Here is a 21991-nt window from a genome sequence, read left to right as displayed (position 1 = left end):
AAAATTAACCCTGGACTTTAAATCCGTTTAATTTGATAATCTTTGGCTATTTTTTAGAATAAAAAATATTCAGGCTCTAAAATATTTTATTTCTTACTCATAAATTGATTTAGAGATAGTAAAGCTTGTTTTTGGACTTTTTTCTGAAAAAATCCAGTCCATCCCAGTAAATAGCCTGTTAATCCAAAAGCTTGTTTAGACCATTTCCAGACATCAAAACTATCAGTATGCTTGATAATTAAACCGTCTTGAAAGATGAATTCTGCAGCAATATTATTGATAACTTTTCTATTCGTTTTACTAAAATTGTAAGTTGCAGTCCATCTAGCATTTCCTGTTGAATCATCAGCTTTTACATCTGAGAATTCAATTTTTAAATTGCCTTTGCTTTTTACAAGCAACATTTCCCACATTTTAGAAACCTGTTCCTCTTTTAATAAACCAAAAGCTGGATCAATAAAATGTACTTTCGGATGATAGCATTCGCTCATTGTCTTGGCGTCTGCATTAGCAAAAGCGGTATAGAATTTTGTAATTAAGGCTTCATTTGCATTCATAAAAAGATATTTATGTTAAATATAAGATTTATTAGATAAAATAATCATTATAAAACACTTATTTCTTTCGCTGTATCAAATGTCTTTTTGGATTTGTCAAATGCTGTTGAAAAATACTTCATTTTACTATAAGCTGTAAAATGTCCAGTAAGATTACCTGAAATATCTGGTCCGCCAGCAATGATAAATCTTATTGCATAAATATCAGTTTTTTTGAGTTTCAGCCATTCTGAAGGTGTAAAATAATAGTACGCCGTTGTTTTTCCGTCAGAAGATTCTTTTATGTTTTTGTCTGTACAGGCAATGACATCGGCATTTGTTAAATCTACGTAGACACCTCCAGCAATTTTTGCTTTATCACTTGCTGTAGAAATGGTAAGTTTTAAAATACCGCCTTTTTCAGTTTTGGCTATTTGAACTTTAATTTCGCCAGAGTAAGCATATTTATCACATATGAAAGTATATTCTTGTGTTGCAGGATAAGTCGCAGATCCTTTGACACTCATAGTTTGCTGTGCTGAAGCAAAAGTTGAAACAAATAATAAAAGAAAAAGTGGTATTTTAAAAATCATAAGTATGTATTTATTGATCGGCTAATTTGGCATCAAATTTTTCATCCCAATCCATAGATTTTATAGACGAAATTAGGTTATCTTCATTTACAAAAACGCGCAATTCCTTGTTGGCAACTTTTTTAGTGTACAATGCATGATAGCGGTAAATGATTTCATTTTTGGTTTTGTAAACTCCATCTAATTTTAAATCTATAAAACTTCCGTAATATTGTCTAAATCTTTGGCAAGTTTTGGTCAAACGCTCTTCTGTAGTGTTTTCCATAACCGATTTAGTTACTTCAGTTTCGTTAAAAGGTTTAAATTTTGAAGTGTTACACGTTTCTAAAACTCTTTTTCCTAAATCATAGGCTTTGCGCTGCTGATTTGCATCTACTTCTGTTCCAGAAACTTTTTTAATTTTTAAATCTTCTGTATCTCTGCTTACTGTTTTAGATTTACATCCAATTAATAACAACAAACATATAATCAATCCTGCTTTCTTCATAACTATTTAAGTAATTTTTAATAATAAGTTAGGATCGGGACAATTTTCGATATAAAAATTGAGGTCTTTTGTATTGCAGACACCTGGATAATCTCCCCAGTAATCACCAATATTATGGATAATCTGAAAATGGACGTGAGGTGCGTAATCGCCATTTACTGAGGCATTTCCGAGAGTTGCAATTTTTTCGCCTTTCTTAAAAAAGTCTCCGATCTTTAAGTTTTCTATACTTTCTAACGACAAATGTCCGTATAAAGTATAAAATTTTTCATTTTCTACTTCGTGTTCTAATATAATGGTTGGACCGTAGTCACCCAGTCCGATGTTATTTTTAAAACTATGTACTTTTCCGTCAAGCGCAGCAAGTACAGCTGTTCCAGCTTCTGCCCATAAATCTAATCCGATGTGAATATTGCGTTCAGGCTTTGATGCATCTAAAAAAATGGGGCTTCTTTGATACAAAAATCGACCTTCTATGTAGCCTCCAAAAGCTACTTTTGCATTGTTTTTTTCAAGAAAACTTGAAATATATCTTTCAAAATCTTCTGAAGTATTCAGTTTCTGATTTACTAATTCTTGATTTGAAACCGATAAATTTAACGGAGCATATTCAGAAATTGCAATTGAGGCATCAATAACTTTAGCAGGTGGCAGGGAATTTAAGATTGAGGTAAGGGGTTTCATGAAATTAAGCAACTTTATTAATAATTATTAATTCATTATGGTTTTCAATACGAGGGAGCATTTTGGTTTGGAACAATTTCGAATTCACTTCTGAAACATATTTTCTATTTCTAACATTATGAACTTCGTCTAATATCATGGTGTTGAATAGAATAAAACCTTTGTCATTTAAAATAGTGCATACACGATCGACAAAAAACTTTTCAAATAAAAAGTTAGGCATGTGTGTGTCTTCAAAAATGTCGATAATTATAAGATCATATTTTTCTTTTGTTTTAAGCACAAATTCAAATGCATCATCAATAACCACTTTTAATTGTTTGATTTTATTGAGATTAAAATACTGATTGGCAATCTGTATCATCTCTGGATCGATTTCTACTCCAGTTATTTTTTCTTTGTATGCAATTTCATCTACTAAAGTTTTAACCACGCTTCCGCCAGCCACTCCTAATAATAAGACATGATTCATTTCAAGAATTTTATCATAACCTATATTTCTTAATCCGTATCGTAATATGCGTTGTAAACTTCCGTATGAATAGTTGGTGTTTTCAGTATCCAATACTAGTTCGCCATTTGCCCAAGTAACTTCGATCATTTTGCTTCTGGCAGATTTTTTTTTAAATATCTTTATTGGAATAATATAACTGAAAATTTTTCGAATCATTTTTTACGGTTTTACTCAAATTTACCATTAAATCTTTTATTTTGCACCAAATATTAGAGCATAAATGAAAAAACAATTGTACAAATTCTTATTTTTTAAGCTAATGGGCTGGAAAATAGTGGGAATGGAAAATGCTGAAGTTAAAAAATGTATATTAATGGTGATGCCTCATACAAGTAATCATGATTTTTATATCGGACTTTTTACTCGTGGAATTTCTGGACTGCAAATGAATTGGGTTGGAAAGAAAGAATTGTTTCGATTTCCTTTTGGCTATTATTTTAGAAATGTTGGAGGAGAGCCTTTAGATCGTTCTGGCGGATTGAATAAAGTAGATTCGATTGCAGCGATTTTTGATCGAAAAGAAGTATTTCGTCTGGCTGTTGCTCCAGAAGGAACACGAAAAGAAGTAAAGGAAATAAAAACCGGATTTTATTTTATAGCACTTAAAGCGAAAGTGCCAATTGTTCCCGTAGCTTTTGATTGGGGAAAGAAAGAAGTGAATTTTGGCGAGCCATTTTATCCGACTGGAAATTATGAAGCCGATTTTGAAATTTTGAAGAAACACTATGAAGGAGTTTTAGGAAAAATTCCAGAAAATGGAGTAAAATTGTAATTTCTGAGATTTTTTTTCAAACGCGCGAGAATCGCATATTTGAAAATTTTCTGAACTAAGATTCAAATACGTGAAAATTTTTGCATTATGGAGAATAAGCCTTAAAAGTTCCATTTTTATAAAACAAGACGATTTTTTCAATTTCATCATCTTCCAAATCATAATTTACATTTTTTGGAGCTGATGATTTTTTTGTTTCTTCTTTTTCTTCCTTTCCATTTATTTCAAAAGTTGAGAATAAATCTTTCTCTGAATTTTGATTCGGCAAAATAGGAGTAGAAGCATTAGATGTTTTCTCATCTACTTCATCATTCGTTTTTGGAAAATTTCCTCTTCCAATTAAGATCCAATAGAGATCTACATCTGGAAAAACTTCTAAAATTTTCATTACAAAATCTAGACTTGGTTTATTTCTGCCAGATAGGAGATGAGACATACTAGAACGCTGCACGCCAATTTTGTCGGCAAAAGCAGACGCATTCAAACCATAATAATCTAATACCGTTTCAAGTCTTTTTACAAAATCGTCTATGTTTACCATTGTAAATTTTTACTTTGAATTGTCTGATTTACAAATGTAAACAAAAAGACAAACTAATCCAATATTATTGTTGTGATTTTAATAATGGACTAGTTTTATGTTAAATTTAAAATTGAATTAAATAACGTTAAAAGTTTGAATTTTATATATTTACAAATAAAAATAAATTCTAGTTCATTCTATTAAAGCCAGTTATAGCAAACTTTGATAGATTGTCTTAAAAACTGTTTACAATTTTAAATTATTAGAATTTTTAATTGTTTACAATTGTAAAAATAAAGATGTTTACTTTTGTAAACTAATCAAAATACGATGAATTTAGAACAGCTATTTACAGACTACAAAGAACAATCCATCTCTGGAAGATATCTTACTTTAGATCACATTAAACCTCTTTTAGATAAACTAAATACCAATGGTCAAGTAGAGACTATTGGTACATCTGTTTTAGGCGAACCTATATATAGTTACCAAATCGGAACGGGAAAAACGCGCGCATACCTTTGGTCGCAAATGCACGGTAACGAAAGCACTACGACAAAAGCTTTATTTGATTTCATTAATTTATTGATTGATGATATCGATTTTGCAAAGCAAATGCTAGATACCTTTACATTCTACTGCATTCCGATGTTAAATCCAGACGGAGCAAGGCTTTATACTCGAGCAAATGCAAATGAAGTAGATTTGAATCGCGATTCTCAAGACCTGACACAGCCAGAAAGTAAAGTTTTACGTAAAGTATTTGAGCAATTCAAACCTCATTTCTGCTTTAACCTTCACGATCAACGCACCATATTTGGAGCAGGAACAACAGGAAAACCTGCAACAGTTTCTTTTTTAGCTCCCTCTTATAATGAAGCAAGAGAAGTAAATGATAATAGATTAAAAGCTATAAATATCATAGCAGGAATTAATGAAGAGCTACAAAAATGTATTCCAGGACAAGTTGGCCGCTTTGATGACTCCTTCAATATTAATTGTATAGGAGACACTTTTCAATTTTTAGGAGTTCCGACTATATTATTTGAGGCAGGGCACTTTCCAGGCGACTATGAGCGCGAAATTACTAGGAAGTTCATATTTTTCTCGTTAATTTTAAGCTTCAAACTGATTTCCGAAAACGATTTAGTTGATAATAGATTTGGTGATTATTTGAATATTTCACAAAATAATGTCGTTTTTTATGATTTTATGTATAAAAATGTCAAAATAAATTATGATGGTATCGAAATTATTACGAATTTTGTCGCTCAATACAAAGAAGAATTAATCGAAAATAAGATCCATTTTAATGCCTACATCGCAGAAGTAGGTGAATTGGAAAATTATTTTGGACATTATGAATACGATGCAGAAGAAGCAGAATATTCAGACGATTTCCAAAATCTTCCAAAAGCGGGTCAGAAGGCAAATTTTTATTTAAACAAAAATGTTAAATTTGTTAACGGATTAATAAAAAGTTAATTTTTATGTGAATTTGTTGTTTTTTATATATAATTTTATACTTTGTAATAGCAATTAGTAATATTAATTAAACAATTATGAGTAAATTTCGTTTAGATGAAGTAGATCACCAGATTTTAGATATGTTAATAGACAATACGAGAGTTCCGTTTACTGACATTGCAAAAAAGCTATTGATATCTGCTGGTACAGTACACGTTAGAGTTAAAAAGATGGAGGATGCCGGTATTATCATGGGATCTTCATTAGCCTTGGATTACGATAAATTAGGTTATTCATTTATTGCTTATGTAGGGGTTTTTCTTAATAATACATCTCAAACTAAATTTGTATTAGAGCGAATCAATCAAATTCCTTTCGTAACTGTAGCTTCTGTAACTACGGGTAAATTCAACATCTTTTGCAAAATTAGAGCAAAAGACACTAAGCACGCAAAAGAAGTTATCTTTATGATTGACGATATTGATGGTGTTTACAGAACAGAAACAATGATTTCATTAGAGGAAAGTATAAACGATAAGAAGCGTTTGATGCATACTATTTTCAAAAATATGTAAGAACTTTTCTTGAATGCTATATTAAAATATACCTCAAGTTTATTCTTGGGGTTTTTTTATGACTAATTAACCAACCAACTATAACACAATTATGTATACGTTGCCAAAAATAGAACGTTTTAATCAAGACGTTCTCTCAAAATACCACATTTATAATAGTGTTTTTATAACATTGCCTTTTGATTCTATAGACAATACAGGAGTTTTACTTCCTTTGTTTACAGAAACTTGCGAAACTGGCTTTAAAAAACAGGAAACACCAAAAGAGATCGTTGATTTTTTTTCAAATAAATTCTTAAATAATACTTCTGAAGAAGAAAAAATCGATCTTATGTTTCGATTTATTCAATATATAGAACGTCAGATTGTATTATTTGATGCTATTGAAGACGCAGCTTTTCCTGAAGTTAACAACATGGAAGGGCGTGGATCTCTTCGCGATATCAAGGAGAAATCTGATGCAAAAGAAAAAGATGAGGAATTAAGTACGTTCTTAGAAAGCTTTAATGTCCGTACTGTTTTAACGGCGCATCCAACTCAGTTCTATCCTGGTGCTGTTTTAGGAATTATAAATGACCTGACAGAAGCAATTCGTCAAAATGATTTGCTGCAGATCAAACAATTACTAGCGCAGTTAGGGAAAACTCCTTTTATTCAGAAAGAAAAACCGAATCCTTACGACGAAGCCGTAAGTTTGATTTGGTATCTCGAAAATGTATTTTATGCTACAGCGGGAGAAATTGTACATTATCTTCAAAAGAATATCTTCGACGGAAATCCAATTCAAAACCAATTAATAAAACTTGGTTTCTGGCCAGGAGGTGACCGTGACGGAAATCCATTTGTTACTACAGACATTACGCTTAAAGTTGCAGACCGTTTGCGTACTTCAATTTTAAAGTGTTATTATGTAGAAATGAGAAATCTAAAACGTAAGCTAACTTTCTCTGATGTAGATACTTTGGTTTCTGAACTTGAACATAAACTTTATCGCTCTGTTTTTTATTCTAAAGGAGATATCTTTATCACTTTAGAAGAATTATTAACACAGTTAAATAAAATTCGTACTATAATTATTGAGAAACATCAATCTTTATATTTGGATGAACTGGAAGCTTTTTTAGTAAAAATCAATTTATTCGGATTCCATTTTGCTTGTTTAGATATTCGTCAAAACAGCAAAATTCATAATGTAGTTTTCAAAGATGTGGTAAACTATTATTTGAATTCTGGTTCAGATATTTTTCCGAAAAATTATTTTGAATTAACTGAAAATCAAAAAATTGATGTTTTATCTAAAGTTAAAGGAAATCTTAATCCAAGCGATTTTGAAAATGAAATCACACGATATACTTTAGAATCGGTACAAGCTATTAAAACCATTCAGCAGAATAATGGTGAAGAAGGAGCCAACCGTTATATCATCAGTAATAACGAAAGTGCCCTAAATGTCATGGAAACTTTTGCTATGATTCGTCTAAATAACTGGGAAAAGCCTACGGTTGACATTATTCCGCTTTTCGAGTCTGTTGACGATTTGCAAAATGCGCATAGTGTTATGGAGCAATTGTATACGAATCCAGAATATGCAAAACATCTAAAATCTAGAGGAAATAAGCAAACTATTATGCTTGGATTTTCTGATGGAACTAAAGATGGGGGATATTTAATGGCTAACTGGAGTATTTATCAGGCTAAAATTTCGCTGACAAAAATTTCTAGAGAATACGGAATAAAAGTTATTTTCTTTGACGGCCGTGGTGGACCTCCAGCTCGTGGTGGTGGAAAAACACATAAATTTTATGCTTCTTTAGGACCAAAAATTGAGAATAACGAAATTCAGATCACTATTCAAGGTCAGACTATCAGTTCTAATTTTGGAACTTTGGACTCATGCCGTTACAATATCGAAAACTTATTAAGCGCCGGTGTTACGAATCAGGTTTTTAGTAAAGAGAAAAATGAACTTACAGCAGATGAGACTCAGCTTTTGACAGATTTAGCAAATCTAGGTTATGAGAAATACTTGAGTTTCAAAAATCATCCGAAGTTTATTCCGTACTTAGAAAAAATGAGTACGCTAAAATATTATTCTAAAACAAATATTGGAAGCCGTCCTTCAAAAAGAAGCAAATCTGAATCTTTAGATTTTGCCGATTTAAGAGCCATTCCGTTTGTGGGTTCATGGAGCCAATTAAAACAAAATGTTCCTGGATTCTTCGGAGTAGGTTCGGCTTTGAAACATTTTGAAGAAAGCGGACAATGGGATAAAGTAAGTGATTTGTATCATAATTCATTGTTTTTCAAAACTTTACTTGAAAACAGCATGATGTCATTAGCAAAATCGTTCTTGCCATTGACAGCTTACATGAAAAATGATCCTGAGTTTGGCGAATTCTGGCAGATTATTTATGACGAATTTTCAGAAACAAAAAGACTATTATTGAAAATAGCTGGGCATAAAACGCTAATGGAAAACTATCCTGATGGCATTGCTTCAATTCAGATCAGAGAGCGTATTGTTTTACCATTGCTAACCATTCAGCAATATGCTTTATTGAGAATCAATGAGTTGAACAAAGCAGAAGTTCCAAACGAAGAATTGGTGAAAGTGTATGAAAAAATCGTAACAAGATCTTTATTCGGAAATACTAACGCAAGTAGAAATTCAGCTTAAAACAAAAAGAATGAGAACAGCAGAATTATTAGACAACGAATACTCAGGACATTTTGGCAATTATGTTAAAGCGGCTGGTGACGGAATTTTAATTGAAGAATTAGAAATTTCGCTTCATGAGTTCATTCGATTTGTGCAAAATATTCCAATGGATAAATTTGATTATCGTTATGCAGAAGGAAAATGGACAATCAAAGATATTATTCAGCATATTATAGATACAGAACGAATTTTTGCATATCGAGCTTTGCGTTTTTCTAGAAACGACAAAACGCCTTTGCCAAGTTTTGAGGAAAATGATTATGCAGAGAATACAGATTCAAATAGTAGAAGTATTCAGGAATTATTAACCGAACTTTCAGCCGTAAGACATTCAACTTTATTATTTTACAAAAGCTTATCTCAAGAACAATTGAAGAGAATTGGAACAGCATCTAATAATCCCATTTCGGTTCGCGCTTTAGGTTTTGTCATGATTGGACATCAAAGACATCATCAAAAAGTTTTTGAAGAAAGGTATTTGTAAACAATAAAATAGCTTAAAAGTAAAAATCCTGTGAAATTTCATTCACAGGATTTTTTTTGTTTTTTTATTCTGTTTGTCATCCTGACGAAGGAGAAATGATAAAAAAGGCGTTAAGAAAACATCTTAACGCCTTTTTATTGGAATTTGGAATTTTAAAAAATTGGAATTTAAAACTTTATCTGCTGTTCAACTTTGCTTTTTCTCTAATGATCTCACCAATCGTACGATTTTCGATTTTGCTTTCCAACCATGAAATAATATCTAGGTAAAGGAAAGCTCTTTTCTCATAAGTGTTCTTTTCAAGTTCCACAAAGCGAGTATGCATTTTTTTGAATTCCTTTTTGATATCAGCAGGGTAGAAGTTATTTAAGTTTCTCAAAAACTTAATAATTTCTTTTTGAACTTCATGCAAGTCATTCATTTTCAATAAAAACTTATAGGTGCTTTTAAGGTGATTTTCAAGATAATAATCTTTTCCAAGCTCATAATGCGCAATCAGAGATAATAATCTCGCAAAACACATTAAATCCTCACGCATAGTTAAGTTCTTATTATTGATGATTTTGTCCAAATAGTTAATGCACTCATTATATTTTTCGTTACCAAAATAAATTGAAGCAATTTTATAGAAAAACAACATTTCGTGGTGTTCGTCAAGATGTTCGCTGTGTACTTTTAATTTGTCTAAAATTTCAGGAATCAGATATTCGCTTTCGGCAAAAGTCCCTTCCAAAATATGCAAATTTAACTTGTTGTTATAAACATATAAAAACGATAACGATGCAATATTATCGTTTACAGGGAATTTAGGATCTGAAATAGTTTCTTCTAAACGATTCAGGTATTTCTTGAAATTCGACTTATATTTTAGCATATAAAGCGATTCTAAGAAATAGTGATTTCCTTTTAAGAAAAATACAGGATTCAAATAAATCATGTTCGGATTATCATAAAATAATGTAACCCATTTATAAGCAAATTTATAACTCGCTAAAAAATCTTGCACTAAGAAACTTCTCCAAAGACTAGCATTATAAAACCAATATTTTTCGCGAAAGCCAAATTTACTTTCGTCCAATTTTGCAATATGCCTATTGAAGTAGTCGTCTATATATTTGTATTCTTCATCACTTTTTACGTAACCGGTTTTCAGCATGATTCCGTACAATTGAAGCGATAAGTTCGAAAGTTTACTGGAAATGGTGTTTCTGTAGTTTAATTCTTTGGCCTGAACAACCAATTCGTCGGCGCGACCTTGAATACTTCTCGTAATATATTGCGATTCGATTAATTTTTCGAACTCCACAATTTCATACGCCATATATTTTTCATCATTTTCTAATGCCTGCTGCTTGGTTTTGTCTAATATTTTTAAACTCTGCTTGTATAATCCTTTATTATAAAGAATAACAGCAAAATCCATTTGCTCACGAAGCTGATAACGAATGTTCTGACTAGGAATATTTAATCTTATACTTACTAGAATTTGTTTGTATAAGTATGATTTTAAGTTAGATAACTGTACTTTTTGTATAATGCCACTTTTCAGAATGAGTTTTTCATCGTAAACTTCAGATTTATCTAAAATGTTGAATAACTCGATAAATTTTGTGTTGGAACTCGTTTCTAATCGGCTTGCAAAAATTTTAAACTGCCTTTTTTCTGATTTCGAAAGTGATTTGATTAAAACAAATAAGAAATCTTTTTGATGGTTAGCCATTGTAAAAAATAATAATATAACTTACTGTAAATAAGTTAGTTAATATAGGATAAATCGTTTTATAAACAGTATAATTTCATTAAAATGAATTTCATACTGTATTAGTACAATATATATTTGTTATCAAGATGTGAAATTACATTAAATAAATGAATATGAATAGAGAGAAAGTTCAAATTTTTGACACCACATTGCGAGATGGTGAACAAGTTCCAGGATGTAAGTTAGATACTAAACAAAAATTAGTTATCGCAGAACGACTAGATCAGATGGGAGTTGACATTATCGAAGCAGGCTTTCCTGTGTCAAGTCCAGGCGATTTTTTATCGGTCTCTGAGATTTGCAAAATTGTAGAAAATGCAACCGTCTGCGGATTGACAAGAGCCGTAAAAAATGACATTGACGTTGCTGCTGCGGCACTTAAAAATGCTAAAAAACCTAGAATCCACACTGGAATCGGAACGTCAGAATCTCACATACTCCACAAATTAAATACCACGCCAGAAGACATTATTGCAAGAGCAAAATATGCTGTTGCACATGCAAAATCGTATGTAGAAGACGTTGAGTTTTACGCAGAAGATGCTGGTAGAACAGACAATGCTTTCTTGGCAAAAGTTTGCGAAGAAGTAATTAAATCTGGAGCTACGGTATTAAATATTCCAGATACTACAGGATATTGTCTTCCTGAAGAATACGGAGCAAAAATTAAATATTTAAAAGAAAACGTGAAAGGAATCGAAAACGTAACCCTTTCATGCCACTGTCATAATGATTTAGGAATGGCAACTGCAAACTCAATCGCAGGTGCTATAAATGGAGCAAGACAAATTGAATGTACTATTAATGGTATTGGTGAAAGAGCAGGAAATACTGCACTTGAAGAAGTGGTAATGATTTTCAAACAGCACCCTTACTTAAACTTAGATACAAACATTAATACGAAAGAATTAAACGCAATGAGCCGTTTGGTTTCTGAAAGTATGGGAATGATTGTGCAGCCAAACAAAGCAATTGTTGGTGCTAATGCATTTGCACACAGCTCAGGAATTCACCAAGATGGTGTAATTAAAAACAGAGCAACTTACGAAATCATGGATCCGCTAGATGTTGGTGTAAATGAATCGTCAATTATATTAACTGCTAGAAGCGGAAGAGCTGCATTGGCTTACCGTGCTAAAAAAGTGGGTTACGAACTTACAAAAGTACAATTGGATATTGTATATGTTGAGTTCTTGAAATTTGCTGATATCAAAAAAGAGGTTGTTGACTCAGATATTCACCAAATTATCGAAGCTTCTAAAATTGAAGGAGATTTAATTAGAAGCTAGTTAAAAAGAAAATAGAGAATAGAATACAGACCAAAGAGAATAAAGGATTTAAATACATAAAGAACGAGACGTTATGAATTTGAAAATTGCAGTTTTGCCGGGAGATGGAATTGGGCCTGAGGTTATTTTACAAGCAAAAAAAGCTTTATATGCTATTGCTGAAGTTTACAATCATGAATTTGTTTTTGAAGACGCACTCATGGGAGCTGTTGCGATCGATAAAACTGGAAATCCGTTACCGGAGCAAACCTTAAATCTTTGTCTGAACACAGATGCTGTTTTGCTTGGCGCTATCGGAGATCCAAAATATGATAACAATCCAAATGCAAAAGTTCGTCCGGAGCAAGGTTTGTTAAAACTTCGCAAAGAGCTTGGTTTGTTTGCTAATATCCGTCCAATTAAACCTTATAAGGCTTTAATTGATTCTTCTCCATTAAAAAAAGAAATTATTGAAGGAGCAGATTTTACAATTTTCAGAGAATTAACAGGCGGTGCTTATTTCGGAGCTAAAACTTTGAATGAGGAAGGAACACACGCTTCAGATTTATGTGAATATACAGAAGAAGAAATTACAAGAATTGCACATTTGGCTTTTAAATCGGCACAAAATCGTCGTAAAAAGCTAACGTTGGTTGACAAAGCAAATGTTTTGGAAACTTCAAGATTGTGGAGAAAAGTAGTTCAGAAAGTGAGCGAAAACTATCCAGATGTAGCGCTTGATTTCTTATTTGTTGATAACGCGGCAATGCAGTTAATCTTAAATCCGAAACAATTTGATGTGATTTTGACAGAGAATTTGTTTGGAGATATCTTATCTGATGAAGCCAGCGTAATTACAGGTTCTATCGGTTTATTGCCGTCGGCATCTATAGGAGAAAAAAATGCTTTGTTTGAACCAATTCACGGATCTTATCCGCAAGCAAAAGGGAAAAACATTGCCAATCCTATTGCTTCGATTTTAGCAGCAGGAATGTTATTAGAACATTTCGGATTAACCAAAGAAGCCAATGTAGTTTTTGCTGCAGTTAAAAAAGCAATTGAATACAAAGTAGTTACAGTTGATTTGAAACCAGATTCTAAATTCGGAACAAACGAAGTAGGAGAGTTCGTTTCTAATTTTATTTTCAGCAAAGACGATTTGCTGTATTTTAATAATGACAATGTTAGTATTGGACAATCTACAATTGTTTAATATTTTTTGTTAAAACGTGAAGATAATAACAAGAAGTATTGGAAATGTTGAGATTTTATTTTTTTAGTTCCTTAAGTTTTCATACTTTTGTAACACTAAAAAAATAGAAAGATGCAAATCTCAATTATTATTACTTCTGTCGTTGTTGTCAATGTGGTTCACACATCTGCATCGGGAATGTTATAAATATAATTGAAAAACTATATTAGAAACCTTCCAAATACTGGAAGGTTTTTTTTTGAATAAAATAAAAAATAAAACAAACAATAATGGAATTAAATAAGTACAGCAAGACCATCACACAAGATCAGACTCAGCCAGCGGCGCAAGCGATGTTGTACGGAATTGGTTTAACTGAAGAAGATTTGAAAAAAGCACAAGTAGGTATTGTGAGCATGGGTTACGATGGTAACACTTGCAACATGCACTTGAATGATTTAGCAAAAGATGTTAAAAAAGGTGTTTGGGATGCGGATCTGGTTGGACTTATTTTTAATACCATTGGTGTCAGTGACGGTATTTCTAACGGAACTGAAGGTATGCGTTACTCATTGGTTTCTCGTGATGTAATTGCAGATTCTATCGAAACAGTTGTGGGAGCACAATGGTACGATAGTTTAATTGCAATTCCTGGATGTGATAAAAACATGCCAGGAGCCTTAATTGCAATGGGAAGATTGAACCGCCCAGCAATGATGGTTTACGGAGGATCTATTCACTCAGGAAAGTGGAAAGGAGAATCTTTAAATATTGTTTCTGCTTTTGAAGCTTTAGGAAAAAAAGTAAGAAACGAAATTACTCCAGAAGATTTTAAAGGTGTAATTCAAAATTCTTGCCCTGGCCCAGGTGCGTGTGGCGGAATGTATACAGCAAACACAATGTCTTCTGCAATTGAAGCTTTGGGAATGAGTTTGCCCTATAGCTCTTCTAATCCGGCTATGAGTCAGGAAAAAAGAGACGAATGTGCTGCTGCTGGAGCTGCAATTAGAGTTTTATTAGAAAAAGATATTAAGCCAAGAGATATCATGACGCGCAAGGCTTTCGAAAATGCTATTACAATTGTAGCCGTTTTAGGAGGTTCTACAAATGCAGTTATGCACTTAATCGCAATGGCACACTCAGTTGGAATCACGATTACTTTAGATGATTTTCAAGCAATTAACGATAGAACACCAGTATTGGCTGACATGAAGCCAAGTGGTAAATATATGATGGAAGATGTTCACGAAGTTGGAGGTATTCCTGCAGTAATGAAATATCTATTGAAAGTGGGATTGATTCATGGAGATTGTTTGACAGTAACAGGAAAAACCGTTGCTGAAAATTTAGCAGAAACTCCAGATTTACAAGACGGACAAGAAGTAATTCACGAAATTCAAAAAGCATTAAAACCAACAGGAAATATTCAGGTATTATACGGAAATCTAGCTTCTGAAGGTGCTGTCGCAAAAATCAGCGGAAAAGAAGGAGAATATTTCGAAGGTCCTGCTGTGGTTTTTGAAGGAGAATTTGAAGTAATTCCAGGTTTACAAGCCGGAAAAATTAAACCAGGTAATGTAGTCGTCATTAGAGGTTGCGGGCCAAAAGGTGGTCCGGGAATGCCTGAAATGCTAAAACCTACATCTGCCATTATCGGAGCTGGATTAGGTAGCAGCTGTGCACTAATTACAGACGGTAGATTCTCGGGCGGTTCGCACGGATTTGTGGTAGGACACGTTACACCAGAAGCATATGACGGTGGTGGTATTGCGCTAGTTAAAGATGGAGATTTAATCGCTATCGATGCTGTAAAAAATACAATCGACCTGAAGATATCTGACGAAGAATTTGCAGCAAGAAAAGCAGCTTGGGTTAAGCCGTCTTTAAAAGTTGACAGAGGGGTTTTACTTAAATACGCTAGATCGGTTTCGAGCGCATCTACGGGATGTGTAACCGATAATTAATTTAAAAAAGAACAATATCAAAAATCAATTTCAATAACAATGTCAATGACAAAATTCAATTACAAGAAAGAATGAATATCAAAAGTCAATTTAAAATTTGAATTTGATATTGATTTTTGACATTGCCATTGAAATTGATAAAAACAATATACTATGAAAATATCAGGGGCAGAAGCCGTTATAAGATGTTTATTAGCAGAAGGAGTAGATTTAATTTATGGTTATCCAGGCGGAGCTATAATGCCGGTTTACGACGAATTATATAAATTTCAAGATCAGTTGCACCACGTTTTAGTACGTCACGAACAAGGTGCAACGCATGCAGCTCAAGGTTATGCAAGAGCTACAGGAAAAGTAGGGGTGGCAATTGCTACTTCTGGACCAGGTGCTACGAATTTGGTAACTGGTATTGCAGATGCTCAAATCGACTCAACACCTCTGGTTTGTATTACAGGACAGGTAGGAAGACATTTATTAGGTTCTGATGCATTTCAGGAAACAGACATTATCGGAATTTCGACTCCAGTTACCAAATGGAATTTTCAGGTAACAGAAGCTTCTCAAATTCCAGAGATTATTGCAAAAGCTTTTTATATTGCTCGTTCTGGACGTCCAGGGCCTGTATTGGTAGATATTACTAAAAATGCTCAGTTTGATGAGTTCGATTTTAGTTATGAAAAATGCACAGGAATTAGAAGCTACGTTCCGGTTCCTAAATTAAAACAAGACAAAGTTGCAGAAGCTGCAGCTTTAATTAACACCGCTAAAAAACCTTTAATTGTTTTCGGTCAGGGAATTATTCTTGGTCAGGCAGAAGCAGAGTTTAAAGCGTTTGTTGAAAAAACAGGAATTCCTGCAGCATGGACTATTTTAGGACTTTCTGCACTTCCTACAGAACATCCGCTAAATGTTGGAATGTTGGGAATGCATGGAAATTATGCACCAAATTTAAAAACAAACGAATGTGATGTTTTAATTGCTATGGGAATGCGTTTTGACGACCGCGTTACAGGTAAATTAGCCACTTATGCCAAACAGGCTAAAGTGATTCATTTCGAAATTGATCCTGCTGAAATCGATAAAAACGTTAAAACAGAAATCGCTGTTTTAGGAGATGTAAAAGAATCTCTTGCTGCGCTTTTACCTTTAGTAGATCAAAAATCTCACGATTCTTGGCATAATGAATTTAAAGAATTGCATAAAATAGAATTTGATAAGGTAATTAAAGACGAATTAAATCCTAGTGATGATAAAGGAATTTCGATGGGAGAAACTATTGAAATGATCAACAAACACTCAAAAGGAGACGCGATTATTGTAAGCGATGTTGGGCAACACCAAATGTTTGCTTGCCGATATGCAAAATTTAATTCTTCTAAAAGTAACATTACTTCTGGCGGTTTAGGTACAATGGGATTTGCACTTCCGGCTGCAATTGGAGCAAAAATGGGTAAACCAGAACGCGAAGTGGTTGCAATTATTGGCGATGGAGGTTTCCAGATGACTATTCAAGAATTAGGAACTATTTTTCAGACACAAGTACCAGTTAAAATTGTTATTCTAAACAATGAGTTTTTAGGAATGGTACGTCAATGGCAGGAATTATTCTTTGATAATAGATATGCGTCTACGAGAATGACAAATCCAAATTTTATTGCCATTGCAGAAGGATATCATATTAAATCTAAAAAAGTAACACAAAGAGAAGATCTAGATGCGGCTGTTGCAGAAATGCTGGCTTCAAAAGATTCTTATTTCTTAGAAGTTATGATTGAAAAAGAGAATAACGTTTTCCCAATGATTCCAACGGGAGCCTGTGTTTCTGAAATTAGATTAAGCTAGGAAAAGTTTAAAGTTTCATGTTTCAAGTTTCAAGTTCCAATCAGAACTTTAAACTTGAAACATGAAACAAAAAAACAAAAAAAAATACATGGAAGATAAAACATTTACCATATCGGTATACTCAGAAAATAATGTGGGTTTATTAAATAGAATATCGGGAATATTCTTAAAGCGACACATTAATATATTAAGTCTAAATGTTTCAGAATCAGAAATAGAGAATGTTTCAAGATTTATAATTGTAGTAAATACTACAGAAAAATGGGTTCAGAATATTGTAGGCCAGATTGAAAAACAGATTGAAGTTATAAAAGCGTTTTATCATACAGATGAAGAGACGATTTTCTTAGAAAATGCTTTGTTCAAAATTGCTTCAAGTTTATTGTTTGACGAAAAACAGATTCAGAACATTATTAAAGAAAGCCAGTCAACAATTGTAACGGTTTCTCGTGATTTCTTTGTGATTTCTAAGTCAGGAAGACGTCAGGAAATTGAAGAATTATATGAAAAGTTCAAACCATACGGAATTATGCAATTTGTACGTTCGGGAAGAATATCAGTTTCTAAACAAAAAATGGAGATTTCTGCTTTGTTAGAAACCTTTAAATAATAAAATCTTAGTTATATATAATCAATTATTAAAATTTCATTTCATTAAATATTAAAACAAAAATGGCAAATTATTTCAATACATTACCACTTAGATTACAATTAGAACAATTAGGAGTTTGCGAATTTATGGAGCAATCAGAATTTGCAGACGGAATTGCAGCATTGGCTGGAAAAAAAGTTGTAATTGTTGGTTGTGGAGCACAAGGTTTGAATCAAGGTTTAAACATGAGAGATTCTGGTTTGGATATTTCTTACGCATTACGTGCGGATGCAATTGCTGAAAAAAGAGCATCTTTTAAAAATGCTTCTGAAAATGGCTTCAAAGTGGGAACTTATGAAGAATTAATCCCTACAGCAGATTTAGTTTGCAACCTTACGCCAGACAAACAGCATACAGCAGTGGTAAATGCTATTATGCCATTAATGAAACAAGATTCTACTTTGGCTTATTCTCACGGATTCAACATTGTAGAAGAAGGAATGCAGATTCGTAAAGATATTACGGTTATTATGTGTGCTCCAAAATGTCCAGGTTCTGAGGTGCGTGAAGAGTACAAAAGAGGATTTGGAGTTCCAACTCTTATCGCTGTTCACCCAGAAAATGATCCAAACGGATTAGGTTTAGATCAAGCAAAAGCTTATGCCGTAGCAACTGGAGGACATAGAGCGGGAGTTTTAAGATCGTCTTTCGTAGCGGAAGTAAAATCAGATTTAATGGGTGAGCAGACAATTCTTTGCGGATTATTGCAAACGGGATCTATTTTATGTTTCGATAAAATGGTTGAAAAAGGAATCGATGCAGCTTATGCTTCTAAATTAATTCAATTTGGATGGGAAACTATCACTGAGGCTTTAAAACATGGTGGTATCACAAATATGATGGATCGTTTAAACAATCCTTCAAAAATTGAAGCTTATGAATTGGCTGAAGAATTGAAAGATATAATGCGTCCGTTATTCCAAAAACACCAAGACGATATCATTTCTGGAGAATTCTCTAGAACTATGATGGCTGACTGGGCAAATGATGACGTTAACTTACTAAAATGGAGAGCTGCAACTGGAGAAACTAGCTTCGAAAAAACAGCTCCACAAGAAGCTCCAATTTCTGAGCAAGAATATTTTGATAACGGAGTATTAATGATTGCAATGGTAAAAGCTGGTGTTGAATTAGCTTTCGAAACTATGACTGAAGCTGGAATTATCGAAGAATCTGCTTATTATGAGTCATTACACGAATTACCTTTGATCGCAAACACAATTGCAAGAAAGAAATTGTTCGAAATGAACCGTGTAATTTCTGATACGGCAGAATACGGATGTTACTTATTCGATCACGCTTGTAAGCCATTATTGGAAGAATTTATGAAAAAAGTAGATACTAATATTATCGGAAAACCGTTTTCAACTTCAAACGGAGTAGATAATACTGTATTAATTGCTGTAAACAAAGAAATTCGTCAGCACCCTATCGAAGAAGTAGGAGCTTGGTTGAGAGAGTCTATGACAGCAATGAAAAAAATTGGATAATAAAATTGGGAACTTCCGCAGAATTGGATTCTGCGGAATTTGCACTGTATCAATGATTTGTAATATTTTGAATTAGTAAGCACTTATTAAGATAAAAGATATAGATGCATATTGCATTCACTTAACTTCTGTGAGAGAGTTAAGTGAAGCGGATCCCTAAATATGGGGTATGTTTAAATAAAAACATACTTGTTGAAATTTCTGTTTTAATTAATAATGATGCTGCTATTTTCAAAATAGAGAAAAGTCGTGCAGTGCGATTTACAAAATTAATTGTTATTGAAATTTGTTAAATTAAAAAAGGCATAATATCTATTTATTATGCCTTTTTTGCCCTTTCTAAATGACTTTAAAAAATAAAATTTTAAAACAATTGCAAATAATTATCATATTTTATTAAATAAATGTTTTTTTTTGATAAAATTTATGAATTAAATTATTTCACGGATACGTTCAGATTTAATACTTTTATAAAAAAATTCAACAAACGATGAGCTATTACAAAATTGAAAATTTAGAACAATATTTCAAGCATTACAATAAATCAATAAGAGAGCCAAGAAAATTTTGGGGAAAAATAGCTGAGGAAAATTTCACATGGTACCAACAGTGGGATAAAGTTGTTGATTTTAATATGGCCGACGCTGAAGTAAAATGGTTTACAGAAGCTAAAGTTAACATTACCAAGAACTGTATTGATAGACATTTAAGCAAAAGAGGAGATAAAACGGCAATTATTTTTGAGCCAAATGATCCTAATGAAGAAGCTTTACATATAACGTATAACGAACTATACGAAAGAGTATCAAAAATGGCAAACGTTCTTCGCGATCAAGGTGTTCGCAAAGGAGACAGAGTTTGCATTTATTTGCCAATGATTCCAGAATTGGCTGTTGCCGTTTTAGCTTGTGCTAGAATTGGAGCAATTCACTCTGTTGTTTTCGCTGGATTTTCTGCATCTGCAGTTTCTGCTAGAATCAACGATTGTGAGTGTAAAATGGTAATCACATCAGATGGAGGTTACAGAGGAAATAAAACAATCGATCTTAAAGGAATTGTTGACGAAGCGCTAGAAACTTGTCCTTCTATTGAAAAAGTATTGGTAGCCAAAAGAACTAATACAGATGTGAAAATGAAAGAGGGTCGCGATGTTTGGTTGCAGCCATTATTAGACACTGCTTTAGATAATAGTGTTGCTGAAATTATGGATGCAGAAGATCCGTTATTTATTTTATATACTTCTGGATCAACAGGAAAACCAAAAGGAATGGTTCATACCACTGCTGGTTACATGGTTTATACAGCTTATACTTTTAAAAATGTTTTCAATTACGAAGACAATGATATTTTCTGGTGTACAGCAGATATTGGATGGATCACAGGTCACTCTTATATTTTATACGGACCATTATTGAATGGAGGTACAACTGTGCTATTTGAAGGAGTTCCTTCTTACCCAGACTTTAGCCGTTTTTGGGATATTATCGAAAAACATAAAATCACACAATTTTATACTGCGCCAACGGCTATTCGTTCATTAGCAAAAGAAAGCTTAGATTATATTCAAAAATATCCTCTAAAATCGCTTAAAGTTATTGGATCTGTTGGAGAGCCAATTAATGAAGAGGCTTGGCACTGGTTTAATGACCACGTGGGAGATAAGAGATGTCCGGTTGTAGATACTTGGTGGCAAACAGAAACTGGAGGAATCATGATTTCGCCAATTGCCTTTGTTACACCAACCAAACCAACTTACGCTACTTTACCTTTACCTGGAATTCAGCCAGTTTTAATGGATGAAAAGCGTAACGAAATTGAAGGAAATCAAGTAGTGGGAAGTTTGTGTATAAAATTCCCTTGGCCTGGAATTGCCAGAACCATTTGGGGTGATCACAACCGATACAAAGAAACTTATTTCTCTGCTTTTCCAGGAAAATATTTTACAGGAGACGGCGCTTTAAGAGATGAAGTTGGGTATTACAGAATTACGGGTAGAGTAGATGATGTAGTAATTGTTTCTGGACATAATTTAGGAACTGCACCAATTGAAGATGCAATTAACGAACATCCAGCGGTTGCAGAATCTGCTATTGTTGGATTCCCTCACGATATTAAAGGAAATGCTCTTTACGGATATGTAATTCTAAAAGAAACTGGAGAAGTTAGAAATAAAGAAAATTTATCTAAAGAGATCAATCAATATATTGCAGATCACATTGGACCAATCGCTAAATTAGATAAAATCCAATTCGTTTCTGGTTTGCCAAAAACACGTTCTGGAAAAATTATGCGTAGAATTTTACGTAAAATTGCTGAAGGAGATTTCTCTAACTTTGGAGATACTTCAACTTTATTAAATCCAGAAGTTGTAGAGCAGATTATGAAAGAAAGAATTGCTTAATTGAATTTGTTTCAAGTTTTATGTTTCAGGTTTCAAGTTGTTAATACTAACTGAAAACTGAAATGA

At 33.0% G+C, this 21991-nt stretch carries 19 protein-coding genes; 12 read left to right on the top strand and 7 right to left on the bottom strand.

Annotated elements, in window-relative coordinates; translation table 11 throughout:
- Window positions 1–86 precede the first annotated feature (86 nt).
- From EG814_RS08425 to EG814_RS08405, 5 genes are read right to left on the bottom strand one after another with little or no spacing between them, the layout of a single operon-like run.
- Entirely contained in the window at window positions 87–557 is a 471-nt protein-coding gene (locus EG814_RS08425; protein WP_125720842.1) for a nuclear transport factor 2 family protein, read from the bottom strand.
- Window positions 558–604: 47 nt separating this feature from the next.
- Entirely contained in the window at window positions 605–1129 is a 525-nt protein-coding gene (locus EG814_RS08420; RefSeq protein WP_125720840.1) for a hypothetical protein, read from the bottom strand.
- 10 nt (window positions 1130–1139) lie between these two features.
- On the bottom strand, window positions 1140–1616 hold the full coding sequence (locus EG814_RS08415) for a hypothetical protein (RefSeq protein ID WP_125720838.1): 477 nt from the start codon (window positions 1614–1616) through the stop codon (window positions 1140–1142).
- A 6-nt stretch (window positions 1617–1622) separates the two neighbouring features.
- A complete protein-coding gene (locus EG814_RS08410) occupies window positions 1623–2300 on the bottom strand; it encodes a peptidoglycan DD-metalloendopeptidase family protein (RefSeq protein WP_125720836.1) in 678 nt (225 codons plus the stop codon).
- A gap of 4 nt (window positions 2301–2304) precedes the next feature.
- A complete protein-coding gene (locus EG814_RS08405) occupies window positions 2305–2970 on the bottom strand; it encodes a spermidine synthase (RefSeq protein WP_125720834.1) in 666 nt (221 codons plus the stop codon).
- Between the two features lie 64 nt (window positions 2971–3034).
- Here EG814_RS08405 and EG814_RS08400 point away from each other — a divergent pair, with 64 nt between their 5' ends.
- Window positions 3035–3586, top strand: a complete 552-nt coding sequence (locus EG814_RS08400; RefSeq protein WP_125720833.1) for a 1-acyl-sn-glycerol-3-phosphate acyltransferase — start codon at window positions 3035–3037, stop codon at window positions 3584–3586.
- Window positions 3587–3671: 85 nt separating this feature from the next.
- Here the strand turns inward: EG814_RS08400 and EG814_RS08395 are convergent, their stop codons facing one another.
- Entirely contained in the window at window positions 3672–4127 is a 456-nt protein-coding gene (locus tag EG814_RS08395; RefSeq protein WP_125720831.1) for a helix-turn-helix domain-containing protein, read from the bottom strand.
- A 312-nt stretch (window positions 4128–4439) separates the two neighbouring features.
- On the opposite strand from EG814_RS08395, the gene EG814_RS08390 reads away from it, so the two are divergent.
- The 4 genes from EG814_RS08390 to EG814_RS08375 all read left to right on the top strand — a co-directional run bounded on the left by EG814_RS08390 (window position 4440) and on the right by EG814_RS08375 (window position 9354).
- On the top strand, window positions 4440–5594 hold the full coding sequence (locus tag EG814_RS08390) for a M14 family metallopeptidase (protein WP_125720829.1): 1155 nt from the start codon (window positions 4440–4442) through the stop codon (window positions 5592–5594).
- A 77-nt stretch (window positions 5595–5671) separates the two neighbouring features.
- Complete coding sequence (locus EG814_RS08385) at window positions 5672–6151, top strand: Lrp/AsnC family transcriptional regulator (protein WP_008468989.1); 480 nt, start codon at window positions 5672–5674, stop codon at window positions 6149–6151.
- Between the two features lie 91 nt (window positions 6152–6242).
- Complete coding sequence (locus tag EG814_RS08380) at window positions 6243–8828, top strand: phosphoenolpyruvate carboxylase (RefSeq protein ID WP_125720827.1); 2586 nt, start codon at window positions 6243–6245, stop codon at window positions 8826–8828.
- A gap of 10 nt (window positions 8829–8838) precedes the next feature.
- Complete coding sequence (locus EG814_RS08375) at window positions 8839–9354, top strand: DinB family protein (RefSeq protein ID WP_125720825.1); 516 nt, start codon at window positions 8839–8841, stop codon at window positions 9352–9354.
- Window positions 9355–9529: 175 nt separating this feature from the next.
- On the opposite strand, the gene EG814_RS08370 is transcribed toward EG814_RS08375, so the two are convergent.
- Window positions 9530–11074 (bottom strand): hypothetical protein, encoded by a 1545-nt coding sequence (locus EG814_RS08370; RefSeq protein ID WP_125720823.1) that lies wholly within the window; start codon window positions 11072–11074, stop codon window positions 9530–9532.
- A 155-nt stretch (window positions 11075–11229) separates the two neighbouring features.
- Between EG814_RS08370 and EG814_RS08365 the strand changes: the two genes are divergently transcribed.
- The 7 genes from EG814_RS08365 to acs all read left to right on the top strand — a co-directional run bounded on the left by EG814_RS08365 (window position 11230) and on the right by acs (window position 21925).
- Window positions 11230–12405 (top strand): 2-isopropylmalate synthase, encoded by a 1176-nt coding sequence (locus EG814_RS08365; RefSeq protein ID WP_125720821.1) that lies wholly within the window; start codon window positions 11230–11232, stop codon window positions 12403–12405.
- 73 nt (window positions 12406–12478) lie between these two features.
- On the top strand, window positions 12479–13597 hold the full coding sequence (leuB, locus tag EG814_RS08360; protein WP_125720819.1) for a 3-isopropylmalate dehydrogenase: 1119 nt from the start codon (window positions 12479–12481) through the stop codon (window positions 13595–13597).
- 269 nt (window positions 13598–13866) lie between these two features.
- Entirely contained in the window at window positions 13867–15540 is a 1674-nt protein-coding gene (gene ilvD, locus EG814_RS08355) for a dihydroxy-acid dehydratase (RefSeq protein WP_125720817.1), read from the top strand.
- Window positions 15541–15693: 153 nt separating this feature from the next.
- Window positions 15694–17382: a biosynthetic-type acetolactate synthase large subunit gene (ilvB, locus tag EG814_RS08350; RefSeq protein WP_125720815.1), complete on the top strand. Its 1689-nt coding sequence runs from the start codon at window positions 15694–15696 to the stop codon at window positions 17380–17382.
- 88 nt (window positions 17383–17470) lie between these two features.
- Complete coding sequence (gene ilvN, locus EG814_RS08345) at window positions 17471–17992, top strand: acetolactate synthase small subunit (protein WP_125720949.1); 522 nt, start codon at window positions 17471–17473, stop codon at window positions 17990–17992.
- Between the two features lie 62 nt (window positions 17993–18054).
- Window positions 18055–19524: a ketol-acid reductoisomerase gene (gene ilvC / locus EG814_RS08340; protein ID WP_125720813.1), complete on the top strand. Its 1470-nt coding sequence runs from the start codon at window positions 18055–18057 to the stop codon at window positions 19522–19524.
- 490 nt (window positions 19525–20014) lie between these two features.
- A complete protein-coding gene (gene acs / locus EG814_RS08335) occupies window positions 20015–21925 on the top strand; it encodes an acetate--CoA ligase (RefSeq protein ID WP_125720811.1) in 1911 nt (636 codons plus the stop codon).
- Window positions 21926–21991: the final 66 nt, after the last annotated feature.

This window comes from Flavobacterium ustbae (assembly GCF_003946915.1).
Classification (GTDB): domain Bacteria; phylum Bacteroidota; class Bacteroidia; order Flavobacteriales; family Flavobacteriaceae; genus Flavobacterium; species Flavobacterium ustbae.
Note: the sequence above shows the minus strand (reverse complement) of the source record. Positions and strands in the feature narration are given on the sequence as shown.

Coding starts and splice junctions, on each gene's coding strand:
- EG814_RS08405 (WP_125720834.1), bottom strand. CDS start 2,970: ATGATTCGAAAAATTTTCAGTTATATTATTCCAATAAAGATATTTAAA.
- EG814_RS08420 (WP_125720840.1), bottom strand. CDS start 1,129: ATGATTTTTAAAATACCACTTTTTCTTTTATTATTTGTTTCAACTTTT.
- ilvD (WP_125720817.1), top strand. CDS start 13,867: ATGGAATTAAATAAGTACAGCAAGACCATCACACAAGATCAGACTCAG.
- leuB (WP_125720819.1), top strand. CDS start 12,479: ATGAATTTGAAAATTGCAGTTTTGCCGGGAGATGGAATTGGGCCTGAG.
- EG814_RS08385 (WP_008468989.1), top strand. CDS start 5,672: ATGAGTAAATTTCGTTTAGATGAAGTAGATCACCAGATTTTAGATATG.
- ilvC (WP_125720813.1), top strand. CDS start 18,055: ATGGCAAATTATTTCAATACATTACCACTTAGATTACAATTAGAACAA.
- ilvB (WP_125720815.1), top strand. CDS start 15,694: ATGAAAATATCAGGGGCAGAAGCCGTTATAAGATGTTTATTAGCAGAA.
- EG814_RS08390 (WP_125720829.1), top strand. CDS start 4,440: ATGAATTTAGAACAGCTATTTACAGACTACAAAGAACAATCCATCTCT.
- EG814_RS08415 (WP_125720838.1), bottom strand. CDS start 1,616: ATGAAGAAAGCAGGATTGATTATATGTTTGTTGTTATTAATTGGATGT.
- EG814_RS08380 (WP_125720827.1), top strand. CDS start 6,243: ATGTATACGTTGCCAAAAATAGAACGTTTTAATCAAGACGTTCTCTCA.
- acs (WP_125720811.1), top strand. CDS start 20,015: ATGAGCTATTACAAAATTGAAAATTTAGAACAATATTTCAAGCATTAC.
- EG814_RS08375 (WP_125720825.1), top strand. CDS start 8,839: ATGAGAACAGCAGAATTATTAGACAACGAATACTCAGGACATTTTGGC.
- EG814_RS08370 (WP_125720823.1), bottom strand. CDS start 11,074: ATGGCTAACCATCAAAAAGATTTCTTATTTGTTTTAATCAAATCACTT.
- ilvN (WP_125720949.1), top strand. CDS start 17,471: ATGGAAGATAAAACATTTACCATATCGGTATACTCAGAAAATAATGTG.
- EG814_RS08365 (WP_125720821.1), top strand. CDS start 11,230: ATGAATAGAGAGAAAGTTCAAATTTTTGACACCACATTGCGAGATGGT.
- EG814_RS08400 (WP_125720833.1), top strand. CDS start 3,035: ATGAAAAAACAATTGTACAAATTCTTATTTTTTAAGCTAATGGGCTGG.
- EG814_RS08410 (WP_125720836.1), bottom strand. CDS start 2,300: ATGAAACCCCTTACCTCAATCTTAAATTCCCTGCCACCTGCTAAAGTT.
- EG814_RS08425 (WP_125720842.1), bottom strand. CDS start 557: ATGAATGCAAATGAAGCCTTAATTACAAAATTCTATACCGCTTTTGCT.
- EG814_RS08395 (WP_125720831.1), bottom strand. CDS start 4,127: ATGGTAAACATAGACGATTTTGTAAAAAGACTTGAAACGGTATTAGAT.